The following is a 13,610-nucleotide window of genomic DNA, read 5'->3' as shown; positions in this document are numbered from 1 at the left end:
TCTGATCGAGATAAACGCCCATTACGTGTATAATGGCGGCATTATTTTGCCCTTTATGCAGTCGGTTAAATCTAACCGGCTGATAGTTAAGATATTTAAGGTGATTACAACATGGGATTCAAATGCGGTATCGTCGGCCTGCCTAACGTAGGCAAATCCACCCTGTTCAACGCGTTGACCAAAGCGGGCATTGAAGCAGCCAACTTCCCGTTCTGCACCATTGAACCGAACACCGGTGTGGTGCCGATGCCCGATCCGCGTCTGGATAAGCTGGCCGAGATCGTCAAGCCGCAGCGCATTCTGCCGACCACCATGGAATTCGTCGACATCGCCGGCCTGGTGAAAGGCGCGTCCAAAGGTGAAGGCCTGGGCAACCAGTTCCTGACCAACATCCGCGAAACCGAAGCCATCGGCCACGTAGTGCGCTGCTTCGAAAACGACAACATCATCCACGTCAACAACAAGGTCGATCCGGCCGAAGACATCGACGTGATCAACACCGAGCTGGCGCTGTCCGACCTGGACACCTGCGAGCGCGCCATCCACCGCGTGCAGAAGAAAGCCAAAGGCGGCGACAAAGACGCTAAAGCCGAGCTGGCGGCGCTGGAGAAATGCCTGCCGCACCTGGAAAACGCCGGCATGCTGCGCGCGCTGGATCTGACCGATGAAGACAAGGCGGCGATCAAATACCTGAGCTTCCTGACGCTGAAGCCGACCATGTACATCGCCAACGTCAACGAAGACGGCTTCGAGAACAACCCGTACCTGGACACCGTGCGTAAAATCGCCGACGCCGAAGGCTCCGTGGTGGTCGCCGTGTGCGCCGCCGTGGAATCCGACATCGCCGAGCTGGAAGACGAAGAGCGTGACGAGTTCATGGCCGAACTGGGCCTGGAAGAGCCGGGCCTGAACCGCGTGATCCGCGCCGGCTATGAACTGCTGAACCTGCAAACCTACTTCACCGCCGGCGTGAAAGAAGTGCGCGCCTGGACCATCCCGGTGGGCGCCACCGCCCCGCAGGCGGCCGGCAAGATCCACACCGACTTCGAGAAAGGCTTTATCCGCGCCCAAACCATCTCCTATGACGACTTCATCACCTACAAAGGTGAGCAAGGCGCCAAAGAAGCCGGCAAAATGCGCTCCGAAGGTAAAGACTACATCGTCAAAGACGGCGACGTAATGAACTTCTTGTTCAACGTCTAAGCCTCTCTCCGCAGCGCTTTTCTGCGCTGCCGGAAACGGAAAAATCCACGTTTCGGCGTGGATTTTTTTTGTCTCCAGGGCCTGCGTTTTGGCAACCTGGACGCTGTCTCACCCTCCCGGTTCTTTCCCACTGAACGATCTTCGCCGTACGTTTTATTACGCCCTTCATGACGGCATTATCCGCATCGCTGCACGAAAAATGGCTCTCGTGTTGATACTTTGTCCTACAGGAAAAAGCTTGTCATCTTCCGTTGCAGTCTTATAATGAGTGTTTACTCACTTATTAAAGGAGCCGCAAAGTGGCCCGTCCCCGCAGTGAAGAAAAGCAGCAGGCGCTCTTGCAGGCCGCCACCGACATTTTTGCCGAACAAGGATTAGCGGCGCCCACATCGGCCATCGCCAGGAAGGCTGGCGTCTCGGAGGGTACGCTGTTCCGCTACTTTGAAAATAAGGACGTACTGCTGAGCGCAGTCTGCGATTACCTGCTTGATGAAATGGAGTGCCTGCTGACGCAAAGCTTGCAGGACGTTTCGCCTGGTAAAGATAACATGCAGGCCGCCTGGGATGCCTACATTGACTGGGCGCTCGCCAATCCCGCCGCGTATGCGACAGGAAACAAATTGATGGTCTCCGGCAAGTTATCCAGCGCACAGAGGGAAAGAAGCGTACGGTTCGGTGATATTTCCCAACTGGGTATTCCGTTGGTCCAGGGGCTGGATTTACCGCAGTCGAGCGAGTTTCAGGGCATGATTTGCACGGTAATGGCCAATGGCGTTATCGATATGGCCGTTCAAAAACCTCACCTGCTGGATATTTACAAACGCGCAGGTTATGAAGCCATGATGCGAGCCATTGAGCTTCCTGACGCTCATACAGCCATCTAGCTTCTTTTTTTAATTATATAATGAGTGCGTACTCACGCATTAAAAAGACACGACAATCATGCCACCCGTTTCAAAACTAAAAATGCTGCGAACACGGCCCTATCCAAGGCTCCGCCGACTCATATTCGTTTCTCTTATTCTCAGCGTGTCTTTGATCCTCTGCGCTTGCGCAACCGCACCTGCATCAGACCGTTTGTCAGGAACCCAGCATGTTCCAACAAAATGGCGGGCCTCCCTGCCTGGCTCGGCGCATGTGTCTGTGTGGAATGCATGGCCCCCCGCCCGAAATGAATCCGGCGCCCGGCGCTTGCGCGCTCCGGCCGGCAAGCCCAGTCACTTGGAGAATGAGCGCGGAGCACAAACGTCGGTTGCGCGCGCAAATTTGGAGTGCGTTCAAGCGTTATGGAATGACGCCCGCAAACTGGTTGCGACAGAGGCTGCGGCCCTCTATTACGCATCGCGTACCTGCCGGCGACAACACGCGTTCTCTACCCAAAGCGCGCCATTGCCTGAATCCTTCGAACGGGCGATACAAACGCCCCCTCGCCGGGCGTCTCAATCTGCTCAGAAGGAAGTCGCCGAGCGTGGCAAGACCGCTGCCGATGGAAGCGGGATCAACCGCCACACAACCAAGCATTCTGTTCCCTGGACGTTGGATCTATCGAGCGTGGATACCGACCCCGGCGAAAGCGCGGCGGATTGGCAGGCTGAACCGCCTGAGCATCATAGCCGCGTGCGATCGACAGTGCGGAAGTGGATACGGCGTCTGTTCACTGCGTCAGAGCGAACAAGGATTCAACGCCAGGCTGAACCGCTGCAGGACAGCGCCGTATTCGTTTGAAATTCAATACAGAGCAATACATCGCCGCACCGCTGGCGACAGGTTCGACAAATCATTCACCTTATGGGTTCTCCCGATGACACAACTGATAGCTAAAAACACGCGTCCCCGCTTTTGGTCTTTGCGGAGCCTGCATGCAGCCGTGCTGGCGATGCCGATTGCCGCCGCCTTATCGGCCTGCGATACGCCGGCGGACAAGGTTGCCCCACCGGCAGATAAACCGACGCTGACAGTGACCCTGACAACGCCGGCAAGACAGTCCCTTTCCCGCACCGTCACGGCCAATGGCTCTGTTGCGGCCTGGCAAGAGGCGATCATCAGCCCGGAAGCCAATGGGCTGCGCGTGCAAAAACTGTTGGTGCAGGAAGGGGATGTGGTGCGCCAGGGCCAACCGCTGGCGGAATTTACACGCGACTCCGTGATGAATGACTGGCTGCTGGCGAAAGCCGATCTCAACGAAGCGAAAGCGGTCACTCTGAATGCGCAAGCGGATGGAAAACGCGCGCGATTGCTGCGCGGTGTCGGCAGCCTGAGTGAACAGGATATCCAAAAACTGTTAACCCAGGAAAAGACGGCGCAGGCGCGTCTGGAATCGGCGAAAGCACGCATGTCGGCCCAGCAGTTGCGACTGGACCAGACGATATTGCGCGCCCCCGATGACGGCATCATCTCCGCGCGATCGGCCACGATCGGTTCAGTTCCTATGCAAAGCACCGAGATGTTCCGTCTGATCCGCCAGGGAAAATTTGAATGGCGAGCGGAATTGTCAGCGCAGCAGCTGGAACAAATCCAACCGGGGCAAAAAGCGCAGATCGCCTCACCTGGCGGTAACACCTGGGAAGGCGTCGTGCGCCTGGCCGCACCGACGGTCAATTCGACCTCGCGCCGCGGGATTGCCTATGTGGACATCCTCCCATCGACAGCGAAGAACGCCTCTCCCATTCGGCCCGGCACGTATGCCAGCGGCCTGATTACGGTCGGCGATCGGCAAGGGCTGACCGTGCCGCAATCCGCCGTCGTGGCGCGCGACGGTTTTCACCTGGTGTTCACCGTAGATGACGAGCTGCGTGCACATCCGCTTAAAGTCGCGATAGGCCGTCTGGTGAATGACCAGCAGGAGATCCTGTCCGGTCTTCAAGGCGCGGAACGCATCGTCGCCAGCGGCGGCGTATTCCTCAATGAGGGCGATAAAGTCCAGTTGGCCAACACCACCGATGCTTCCCACTCATCGGAAGCGCGCTAAGAGGCCCATCATGAATATCTCTACCTGGTCCATTCGCAACCCCATTCCGTCTATCTTGCTCTTTGTCATCTTGAGCGTTGCCGGCTTTTATTCTTTCAAATTGATGAAGATCCAGAGCTTCCCGGACATGGATGTGCCTACGGTCACCGTGTCCGCTTCGCTTCCGGGCGCGGCGCCGCCCCAGCTCGAAACGGAGGTGGCGCGCAAGCTGGAGGACACCGTCTCTTCGGTACAGGGGTTGAAGAACCTGCGCACCACGATCCAGGATGGGCTGGTCGATATCTCAGCGGAGTTTCGTCTGGAAAAACCCGTTCAGGAAGCGGTGGATGAAGTCCGGTCAGCCGTGCAAAGCATTCGCACCGAGTTGCCGACGGATTTACGTGATCCTATCGTTCGCAAGCTCAACATCACGGGCAAACCTATCCTGGCCTTTTCCATCAGCGCCAGCAAGATGGATGAGAATGAACTGTCCTGGTTCGTGGACAATACCCTGTCGCGGCGTCTGAGAGGCGTCGCCGGCGTAGGGTCGGTCACCCGTGTGGGCGGCGTGAACCGCGAGGTTCAAGTCGAACTCGATCCGGTCAAACTGGAGGCGATTGGCGCCACCGCCGCCGAAGTTTCCCGCCAGTTGCGCGATGTACAGATGGACGCGACGGGCGGGCGAGTCGATCTGGGGCGGGGAAAACAGCCGCTGCGTTTGGTCGCCCGCGTCAAGAACGTGGATGAACTAGCCGCGGTGGAACTGTCGTTGCCCGGCGGGCAACGTTTTCGCCTGGACGACGTGGCGACGCTGAAAGACACCATTGCGGAACGCAGTGCACTTGCGCTCCTCAACGGCAAGAAGGTAGTTGGCTTTGAGATCACGCGCGCCAAAGGCGCCGGTGAAGTCGAGGTCGGCAACAAGGTTGAAAAAGTTCTGGCGCAGTTGCGCACGGAGCGGCCTGATTTGCACATCACGCAGGTCTTCGACTTTGTCCGGCCTGTGCAGGAGGAGTTCGACGCTTCCATGCACATGATCTATGAAGGCGCCATTCTCGCCATCCTGGTGGTCTTCATGTTTCTGCGCGATATCCGGGCGACGTTGATCTCGGCGGCGGCGTTGCCTCTGTCGATTTTACCGGCCTTCATCGGTATGGACATGATGGGCTTTTCGCTCAGTATCGTCACGCTGCTGGCGCTGTCGCTGGTGATTGGCCTGTTGGTGGATGACGCCATCGTCGAAGTGGAGAACATCGAACGCCACATCGGCATGGGTAAACCGCCGTACCAGGCCGCGATGGATGCCGCATCGGAAATCGGCCTGGCCGTCGTCGCCACGACGTTTGCCTTGATCGCCGTTTTCCTGCCGACGGCCTTCATGTCCGGCGTTGCCGGAAGATTCTTCACGCAGTTTGGATGGACGGCGGCGCTGGCGGTGTTTGCCTCGCTGGTTGTGGCACGCTTGCTGACGCCGATGATGGCCGCCTACCTGATGAAACCGCATACGCGCCCTCAGCGCGATCCTTTCTGGATGGCGATCTACCTGCGCGCCTGCCGGTGGACGCTGCGGCACCGCGGGCTCACCCTGGCGCTGGCCGGCGGGTTCTTTATTGGCTCTCTGATGCTTATCCCTCTGCTGCCCCAGGGCTTTTTCCCTGCAGATGACAACTCCCAGACGCAGGTGACGTTGGAGCTGCCGCCAGGGAGCACGCTGGAACAAACCCAGGCCATGGCAGAACTCGCTCGGCATCGCCTGGCGCCCATACCGCATATCCGTAACATCTATACCACCCTCGGTGGCGGTGCAACGGGCGGCGATGTCATGGCTTCCGATGGGAAAACCGACGTTCGCATGGCAACGCTGACGGTGTTGTTGGATGCGCGTCAAGCGCGCCCGAAGAAGCAGGTCATCGAAGGCGAGATACGCACGGCAATGGCAGCACTTCCGGGGGTTCGCAGCAAAGTGGGGTTTGGCGGCTCAGGTGAAAAATACCAATTGGTGTTGGCCGGTGATGATCCTCAGCTGCTGGCTAAGGCGGCCGATTCAGTATTAAGTGACCTGCGGCAGCTCCCCGGCCTCGGTAACATTACCTCCAGTGCCGGGCTGGCGCGCAGCGAAATCCTCATGCAACCCAATTTCGCCAAAGCGGCCGATCTGGGGGTATCGGGCGTCGCGATTGCCGATACTTTGCGTATTGCAACTGTAGGTGACTACGATCAGTTTCTGTCTAAATTCAACGTGGAGCAGCGCCAGATCCCGATCGTCGTCAAGCTGTCAAAGGACATCCGTGAAGATATGGGGCTACTTGAACGTTTGACCGTACCCGGCGCCAGAGGCCCGGTGCTGCTCAATCAGATCGTCAATATTGAGCAAGGCAGTGGGCCGGCGCAGATTAATCGCATCAATCGCACACGCAGCGTGACCCTTGACGTGGAACTGTCGGGCACCCAACTCGGGGATCTGGCCGCTCAGGTGGCGAAGCTGCCGTCAATCCAGAATCTGCCGGTCGGCGTGCACCAGGTTGTGCAGGGTGATGACGAAATGATGAAGGAACTGTTTGCCGGTTTCGGCACGGCTATGGTCGCCGGCATCCTGGCCATCTATGTCGTGCTGGTTCTGCTGTTCAAAGACTTCTTCCAACCGATCACCATCCTGGCCGCGCTCCCGCTGTCATTGGGCGGCGCATTCGTTGGGTTACTTCTGGCGGGCCAGTCGTTCACGATGTCATCCCTGATCGGGTTAATCATGTTGATGGGAATTGCGACCAAAAACTCGATACTGCTGGTCGATTATGCGATCGAGTCACGGCGCGGCCATTACGGCCCGAATGGCGAAGTGCTGAATAAACCCATGAGCCGGACAGAGGCGCTGATTGATGCCTGCCACAAACGTTCCCGCCCCGTCATCATGACGACGTTAGCGATGGGGGCGGGCATGTTGCCCGTGGCTCTGGGTTTCGGCAGTGCCGACCCCAGCTTCCGCAGCCCGATGGCGGTGGCCGTCATCGGAGGATTGATCACCTCCACCGTGCTGAGCCTGCTGGTTATCCCTGTCGTTTATACCCTGATTGACGATCTTGAAAACTGGCTGCGCAAGTTGCCCAGCCTGCTGGCACGCAGCAAGAACCTGAGCGGGAGGAAGAAAGCCGGGTTTGCCATGCTTATCGTAGTTCTGCTGTATTGGCTGGCATTTCCTGTCATTCCGTTCCTCGACATCCCCTACAAGATTGTCGTTGTCTCTACGCTTGTCGTGGTCGGTGAAACCTTGTTTGTCATTGCCATCGCCCTGCTGGGCAAAGAGTATTGGGGCCAGATCAAACACTGGCTGCGGCAGAAGGTCTTTAAGCGAAAAGGCTAAGCGCTGATAACGGTTCGCGGTGGCGAATAGCGTTTTGCCGCCGCCGCTCCCCCATCAACTTCCCTCCCACGCCGAAGGCCGGTTCTCCTTGCGCCACCTCTCCCCCGCCGCCGTCCCCGGCGCCGGCGGTTTCAATCCGTCTATCGTCCACAGCGAGAACGGCGTTTCGTCGACGTGCAATTCCCAGCGCAGCCCGCGGGCGGCGATGTAGGGGTGCAGGATGCGGGTGCAGGCCGCCAGGAATTGCTGCTGCTCTGCGTCGTTGTCCATGGCGCGCGCGATATGGTCTATGGTCACCCGCACGAAATCATCGGCCGGTTCGCCGCCGAGATAGGCCGAACCTGGCGGCAGCGCGTGGAAGAACACGTTGACGTAAAAGCGCGGCAAAAATTCCTGGTACAGGGCGGTGACCTTCTGCGCAATCGCGCGTTTATCGGCGTCGCTGAAGGCCGGCTCAGGGTGGTAAATCTGCCACAGTGGCATCGCGTTGTCTCCTAGGGTTTCCGGCCGGCGCTCAGGCCATCAGCCGCTGTTAATTATAAACTCCAATAATAAGAGTAATAACTCCAATTATTGAAGTTATCAAGCCGAGGCGATAACATTCTCGGCAATCAGGCGGCAAGCGGAGGTAAAGCAACGTGAAAGCAAAAGGGTTTGAAGGCATGACGTGCTCGGTGGCGCACGTGCTGTCGGCATTGGGCGATCGCTGGGGCGCTATTCTCATGCGCGATCTGCTGCTGGGGCTCTCGCGCTATGACGATCTGCGCCACTCGACCGGCATCACCAACAATACGCTGGCCGACCGGCTCAAGGCCCTGGAAAGCCACGGCCTTATCGAAAAGCGGCAATACCAAACGCGCCCCGCTCGTTATGAGTATCTGCCGACGGAGAAAGGAAAAGATCTCGGGCTGCTGGTGATGGCGATGATTCAGATTGGCGACAAATGGAATCTGTCCGAGCTGGCCGGGCCGCCGCTGCGCGTGGTTGACCGCGTAACCGGCCACCCTGCCACCCTGCGCGCGGTGGATGTCGTGACCGGCGAATCGCTGCCGGCGCAAAACCTGGCGCTGGCGGCCGGGCCGGGCGCCGACGAAATGACGCAATGGCGGCTGGCCGTCGGCCAAGCCCGTTCGTTGTGATCTACAGCAGCGCAATCATCTTCAGCAATTCCACCCGATTGCGGATGCCGAACTTCTTGCCGGCATTGTTGAGGTGCGAATAAACGGTTTTCGGGTGCAAATTCAGCCGCCGCGCGGTCAGGCGGATATCTTCCGTGCGGGCCGTTTCACACAGCACCGCCGCCTCACCGGGCGTGATCGCCGCCGCCCGATGCCTGTTCAGCGCGCGCCGTTCGCCCGCCTTTTCCCGGCGGCTCAGCGCCGCGCAGGTCTCCCGCACCACCTGCAACGCTTCCCGTTTGTGCAAAATCGCATCCGGCTGCGCCGCCGCGATAAACGCCAGGATCAGCGGCGAAGTCTTATCGACGAAGAACAGTATCCGGACGCCTTCATATTCAGCACGTGAGGCGTGAATAAATCGCAAATACGCTTCGAACCGATAAATTTCATGGGGGAAATCCATGATAATTAAATCAGGCGCAGGGCTTATATTTTTAATAATATTAATATTGGGCGAGGATAAGGTTATCACTCCTTCTCCCAATAATGTTTTCATCCCCAAACGGCACAGCGGTGAACCGTCGATATAAATCACTCTCACTTTAATTCTCCTTATCAGCGTAAAAGTATGCTTCCACACCTCAGGCGGCTTGTCGCTGCTCTTTTTTGGGGTAATTCGCCTGCAAAGCACACCGATATAAAACATCTTGATAACATGTTTTTCAAATAATCATGCAACAGCCAGCGCTTTGATTAATACGCAAAAAAGGCATGAATGTTTCAAATTATTTCATTCACAAAAACTGACAATTCAATAAAAATGCAACGCAATGATATAGATCTATTTTCTATTTTGTATGATATAAGCGAAAATGAAAGCAAATGTAACAACAGGAGCCATCGCCTTATTGCCTTATTCAAAATATCTATAGGGAAAATTCTTAGTTTGTTAGGATGAAAATCCATGTTTGCCGACGCGTTTAAAAAACAATTGCGCAACATGATTAATCAACAACCGCACGTCAGTAAATTATTACTGTCAGGAAAGCTTTTCTCTAAAGTAAATTAAAGGGCATTTCACATGAATGTTAAATTAGTCGCATTATCCATGCTGACTCTCTCCGGCGCCTGTGCGGCCGCCTCGTCCAATACGGTGCAATTTAAAGGCGAAGTCAGCACGCAAACCTGTTCGGTGAATATTAACGGCAACCAATCCAACCCGGTTGTTCTGCTGCCGACCGTCGCCGCCAGCCAGCTCGCCACCAAAGGCGCCACCGCCGGCGACACCACCTTTACCGTTAACGTCACGGGCTGTGCGGCGGCAACCAGCGATACGGCGATCAAAACCGTGCTGGCGGGCAACAACCCGACAGTTAACGGCAACCTGGGCAACGCGGGCGATGCGGCCAAGGTTTCCATTCAACTGCTGGACAGCGACGCCACTACGCCGTTGTCATTCGCCAGCGGCTCTACCGTCACCACGTCGGCGATGACGCTGGCGAAAGACGCCACGTCCACCTCGCAGAACCTGGTGGCTCGCTACTACGCGGAAGATACCGGCGTAGCGGCCGGTTCGGTGATCGCCACCGCACAGTTCGCCATTACCTACAGATAAGCCGGCGTCAGGCGCCATACCTGTTGATGACAGCGCCGTTCCTTAGCGGACGGCGCTGAATGACTCGCTCCCTTTATCGGTTCACGTTTATGCAGCAGATAACCCGTTACGCCCGCCGTTGGGCCGCCCTATCGTTTTGCCTGATGAGTTTTGCCGCCAGCTACGCGTCGGCCAGCGTCACGCTGCTCGGCAATCGCGTGATCTACCCCGCCGAGGCGCGGGAAAAAACGCTGCAATTCACCAATGACGACGGCGCCCCGGCGCTGATGCAGATCTGGCTCGATATCAATAACCCCAAGTCCACGCCGGAAAACGCCGACGCGCCTTTTGTCGCCTCGCCGCAAATCTTCCGCATGAATCCGCACAGCGGGCAGATGGTGCGGCTGTCGTTCGTCGGCCAGCCGCTGCCGCGCGATCGCGAATCGCTGTTCTACCTCAACTTCCTGCAGGTGCCCGCCGTGCGTCAGACGGACAGCGACAAGAACAAACTGCTGCTGGTGGTCACCAATCGCCTGAAAGTGTTCTATCGCCCGGCCGGGCTGGCCGGCGACGCCAACCACGTCATCGATAAGCTCAGCCTGCGCCAGGTCGGCAACGCGCTGCGCGTCGATAACCCGACCGGCTACTACGCCAACGTCAGCCAGGCCGCGATCCTGAGCGACGCGAAACGCACCGCGATCCCGCAGGCGGACCTGATCCCGCCGTTTTCGCAGGCCAGCTGGCCGGTGAACGGTGAGGTGCGGCAGATCGCGCTGCGCGTCATCAATGACTATGGGGTGGAAATCACACGCACCCTGAACGTCGCGCGCTGAAACCAGACAGGGAGGTTTTCATGTTCGATGCTCGCAAGGCGACGCCGCTTCCCGCACGCTGGTGTTGCGCTCTGCTGGCGCTGCCGCTGGGCTGCGCCGCCGCCGATGGCTACACCTTCGATCCCGCGCTGCTGCGCGGCAGCGTGCTGAGCAACAGCGCCCTGAGTCAATTCAACCAACAGGACGCCGTCGCCCCCGGCAGCTATCAGATCGATCTGTACCTCAACGGCCAGTTTCTCGAGCGCGATCAAATTCGTTTCGTGCGCGATGGCAAGCAGGTACTGCCCTGTTTCGATCGCGCGCAGCTGACGCGCTTCGGGCTGAAAAATCCGCCGTCGGCCGAAACGGCATGCCTGCTGCCCGGCCGGGATCTGAAGGACATCACGGTGAACGCCGATATCTCGCGGCTGCGCCTGGATCTGAGCATTCCGCAGGCGCTGTTGAACGGCCAGCCGCGCGGCAGCGTCAATCCCGCCAGCCTGGACGGCGGCGAATCGATGGTCTTCGTCAATTACAACCTCAACCAGTACCACGTCAGCTACCGACAGGGGCAAACCCGCGACCTCGACTCGACCTACGCCAACCTGAACGGCGGGTTCAACCTCGGGCTCTGGCGCTACCGCCAGCAATCCAGCTACCGCTACGATCGGGAGTTCGGCGGCCACCTGGACACCAGCCGCCGCTACGTGCAGCGCGCGATCTTGCCCTGGCGCAGTGAAATGCTGCTGGGCGAAGGCTTTACCGACGGGCACTTCTTTTCCGGCCTGGGCTTTCGCGGCATTCAGCTCAGCTCGGACGATCGCATGCTGCCGGATTCACAGCGCGGCTATGCGCCGGTGGTGCGCGGCGTGGCGAAAAGCAACGCGCGCGTGACGGTGCTGCAGGGTAAAAGCACGCTGTACGAAACCACCGTGGCGCCGGGGCCGTTCGCCATCAACGATCTGTACGCCACCAACTACGCCGGCGATCTGACCGTGGTGGTGACCGAGGCCGACGGCAGCGTCAGCACCTTCACCGTGCCGTTCGCCGCGGTGCCGGAATCCATCCGCCCCGGCCAGTCGCGCTACTCCGCCATCGTCGGCCGTTCCCGCTACGTCGGCGATAACGATCTGTTCAGCGAACTGACCTGGCAACACGGCCTGACCAACGCCCTGACCTTCAACGTCGGCAACCAGCTGGCGGACGGCTATCAGGCGATGATGCTGGGCGGCGTGTACAGCAGCGAACTGGGCGCGTTCGGCATGGACACCACCTATTCCCACGCCAGCCTGCCGGACGGCGGCGCCTCAGGCTGGATGCTGCATCTCTCTTACAGCCGAACCTTCAGCCCGACGGACACCACCTTATCCATCGCCGGCTACCGTTACTCCACCGAAGGCTTCCGCGATCTCAGCGACGTGCTCGGCGTGCGACGCGCCGCCGTCACCGGCCAACGCTGGCAGTCCGATTCCTACCGCCAGCGTTCGCGTTTCGAGGTGGCCGTCAATCAGGGCATGGGCGCGTTCGGCAGCTTGACGATGTCCGGCTCGACCCAGGACTACCGCGATCAGCGCGGCCGCGACAATCAGCTCCAGCTGGGCTGGGGGAAAACCTTCGGCAACGGCGTGGCGCTTAACCTCTCCGTCACCCGCACCCGCAGCCTGGGCTACAGCAACGGCGACTATCGCGGCTACGGGCCGTTGGATAACGTCTACAGCGCGCCGCTGGCGCAGAACACGCAAACCGTCACCGCCCTGTCGCTCAGCTTCCCGCTCGGGCGTTCGTCATCCGCCCCCAGCGTCTCGCTGCTGGCCAACCACAGCCAGGGTCAGGGCGGCAACTATCAGGCTGCGCTGTCGGGCAGCGTCGGCGACGAACAGCCGGTCAGCTACGGCCTGAACTTCACCACCGACGACGATCGCCAACAAAGCATCTGGGGCGGCAACCTGCAAACCCGCCTGCCTTACGCCAACGTCACCGGCTCGTTCTCCACCGCGCGCCAGTATCGACAAGGCTCACTGTCGCTGCAGGGCGCGGTGGTGGCGCACCGCGGCGGCGTGACATTAGGGCCGTATGTCGGTGATACCTTCGCCCTGATAGAGGCGCCCGGCGCCAACGGCGCGCAGGTGATGGGCGGCCAAGGCGCGCGCGTCGATCGCTTCGGCTATGCGCTGGCGCCGGCGCTGGTGCCCTATCACTACAACACCGTCGCGCTGAACCCCGAGGGCATGAATGATAAAGCAGAACTGGAGGACGGCCAGCAACGCGTCGCCCCGTACGCCGGCGCCACGGTGCGCCTGCGCTTCAACACCGTGCGCGGCCAGGCGCTGCTGATTACCGCACAGCGTCCCGACAACGCGCCGATCCCGATGGGCGCCAACGTGTTGGACAACGCGGGCAACAGCGTAGGCATGGTTGGCCAGGCCAATCAGGTGTATCTGCGCAGCGACCGGAATGCCGGCACGCTGACGCTGAACTGGGGCGACGCGCCCGGCCAGCAGTGCACGCTGCACTATCGCCTGCCCGCCGCGGAAGACAGCCCGATTCAGCGGCTCAGCGCTCCGTGCCGCTAACCCGT

At 59.2% G+C, this 13,610-nt stretch carries 10 protein-coding genes; 8 read left to right on the top strand and 2 right to left on the bottom strand.

What is annotated here, in order from left to right; genetic code table 11:
* Window positions 1-111: 111 nt before the first annotated feature.
* The 4 genes from ychF to ACJ8IP_RS01615 all read left to right on the top strand — a co-directional run bounded on the left by ychF (window position 112) and on the right by ACJ8IP_RS01615 (window position 7,508).
* Entirely contained in the window at window positions 112-1,203 is a 1,092-nt protein-coding gene (gene ychF / locus ACJ8IP_RS01630) for a redox-regulated ATPase YchF (protein WP_025302489.1), read from the top strand.
* Between the two features lie 299 nt (window positions 1,204-1,502).
* Entirely contained in the window at window positions 1,503-2,087 is a 585-nt protein-coding gene (locus ACJ8IP_RS01625; RefSeq protein ID WP_033642752.1) for a TetR/AcrR family transcriptional regulator, read from the top strand.
* A 917-nt stretch (window positions 2,088-3,004) separates the two neighbouring features.
* Window positions 3,005-4,171, top strand: coding sequence for an efflux RND transporter periplasmic adaptor subunit (locus ACJ8IP_RS01620; protein ID WP_232094503.1), 1,167 nt, complete (start codon window positions 3,005-3,007; stop codon window positions 4,169-4,171).
* Window positions 4,172-4,181: 10 nt separating this feature from the next.
* Window positions 4,182-7,508 carry an efflux RND transporter permease subunit gene (locus ACJ8IP_RS01615; protein ID WP_103682115.1) on the top strand — a complete coding sequence of 1,109 codons (3,327 nt, stop codon included), beginning with the start codon at window positions 4,182-4,184 and terminating at the stop codon, window positions 7,506-7,508.
* A 54-nt stretch (window positions 7,509-7,562) separates the two neighbouring features.
* Here the strand turns inward: ACJ8IP_RS01615 and ACJ8IP_RS01610 are convergent, their stop codons facing one another.
* Window positions 7,563-7,991, bottom strand: a complete 429-nt coding sequence (locus ACJ8IP_RS01610) for a tautomerase family protein (RefSeq protein WP_273974336.1) — start codon at window positions 7,989-7,991, stop codon at window positions 7,563-7,565.
* A gap of 155 nt (window positions 7,992-8,146) precedes the next feature.
* On the opposite strand from ACJ8IP_RS01610, the gene ACJ8IP_RS01605 reads away from it, so the two are divergent.
* Window positions 8,147-8,647, top strand: coding sequence for a winged helix-turn-helix transcriptional regulator (locus ACJ8IP_RS01605; RefSeq protein ID WP_049204151.1), 501 nt, complete (start codon window positions 8,147-8,149; stop codon window positions 8,645-8,647).
* 1 nt (window position 8,648) lies between these two features.
* On the opposite strand, the gene ACJ8IP_RS01600 is transcribed toward ACJ8IP_RS01605, so the two are convergent.
* Window positions 8,649-9,332: a helix-turn-helix transcriptional regulator gene (locus ACJ8IP_RS01600; protein ID WP_226773005.1), complete on the bottom strand. Its 684-nt coding sequence runs from the start codon at window positions 9,330-9,332 to the stop codon at window positions 8,649-8,651.
* 375 nt (window positions 9,333-9,707) lie between these two features.
* Between ACJ8IP_RS01600 and ACJ8IP_RS01595 the strand changes: the two genes are divergently transcribed.
* The 3 genes from ACJ8IP_RS01595 (at window position 9,708) to ACJ8IP_RS01585 (ending at window position 13,605) form a co-directional block, all read left to right on the top strand.
* On the top strand, window positions 9,708-10,241 hold the full coding sequence (locus tag ACJ8IP_RS01595; RefSeq protein ID WP_046686889.1) for a fimbrial protein: 534 nt from the start codon (window positions 9,708-9,710) through the stop codon (window positions 10,239-10,241).
* An 89-nt stretch (window positions 10,242-10,330) separates the two neighbouring features.
* The gene (locus ACJ8IP_RS01590; RefSeq protein WP_116286413.1) at window positions 10,331-11,053 is read left to right on the top strand and encodes a fimbrial biogenesis chaperone; all 723 of its coding nucleotides are present in this window, start codon (window positions 10,331-10,333) and stop codon (window positions 11,051-11,053) included.
* 20 nt (window positions 11,054-11,073) lie between these two features.
* A complete protein-coding gene (locus ACJ8IP_RS01585) occupies window positions 11,074-13,605 on the top strand; it encodes a fimbria/pilus outer membrane usher protein (RefSeq protein ID WP_072627781.1) in 2,532 nt (843 codons plus the stop codon).
* The last annotated feature ends 5 nt before the right edge of the window (window positions 13,606-13,610 follow it).

Origin of the sequence: Serratia sp. CY52157 (assembly GCF_052168495.1) — a bacterium.
In the GTDB taxonomy this organism is placed as follows: domain Bacteria; phylum Pseudomonadota; class Gammaproteobacteria; order Enterobacterales; family Enterobacteriaceae; genus Serratia; species Serratia ureilytica.
The sequence above is the reverse complement of the archived record's forward strand: the minus strand, read 5'-3'. Positions and strand labels throughout refer to the sequence as shown.

What these genes read in the sequence shown, in the direction of transcription:
- ychF (WP_025302489.1), top strand. Translation starts at nt 112, where the DNA reads ATGGGATTCAAATGCGGTATCGTCGGCCTGCCTAACGTAGGCAAATCC.
- ACJ8IP_RS01620 (WP_232094503.1), top strand. Translation starts at nt 3,005, where the DNA reads ATGACACAACTGATAGCTAAAAACACGCGTCCCCGCTTTTGGTCTTTG.
- ACJ8IP_RS01615 (WP_103682115.1), top strand. Translation starts at nt 4,182, where the DNA reads ATGAATATCTCTACCTGGTCCATTCGCAACCCCATTCCGTCTATCTTG.
- ACJ8IP_RS01610 (WP_273974336.1), bottom strand. Translation starts at nt 7,991, where the DNA reads ATGCCACTGTGGCAGATTTACCACCCTGAGCCGGCCTTCAGCGACGCC.
- ACJ8IP_RS01600 (WP_226773005.1), bottom strand. Translation starts at nt 9,332, where the DNA reads ATGTTTTATATCGGTGTGCTTTGCAGGCGAATTACCCCAAAAAAGAGC.
- ACJ8IP_RS01595 (WP_046686889.1), top strand. Translation starts at nt 9,708, where the DNA reads ATGAATGTTAAATTAGTCGCATTATCCATGCTGACTCTCTCCGGCGCC.
- ACJ8IP_RS01590 (WP_116286413.1), top strand. Translation starts at nt 10,331, where the DNA reads ATGCAGCAGATAACCCGTTACGCCCGCCGTTGGGCCGCCCTATCGTTT.
- ACJ8IP_RS01585 (WP_072627781.1), top strand. Translation starts at nt 11,074, where the DNA reads ATGTTCGATGCTCGCAAGGCGACGCCGCTTCCCGCACGCTGGTGTTGC.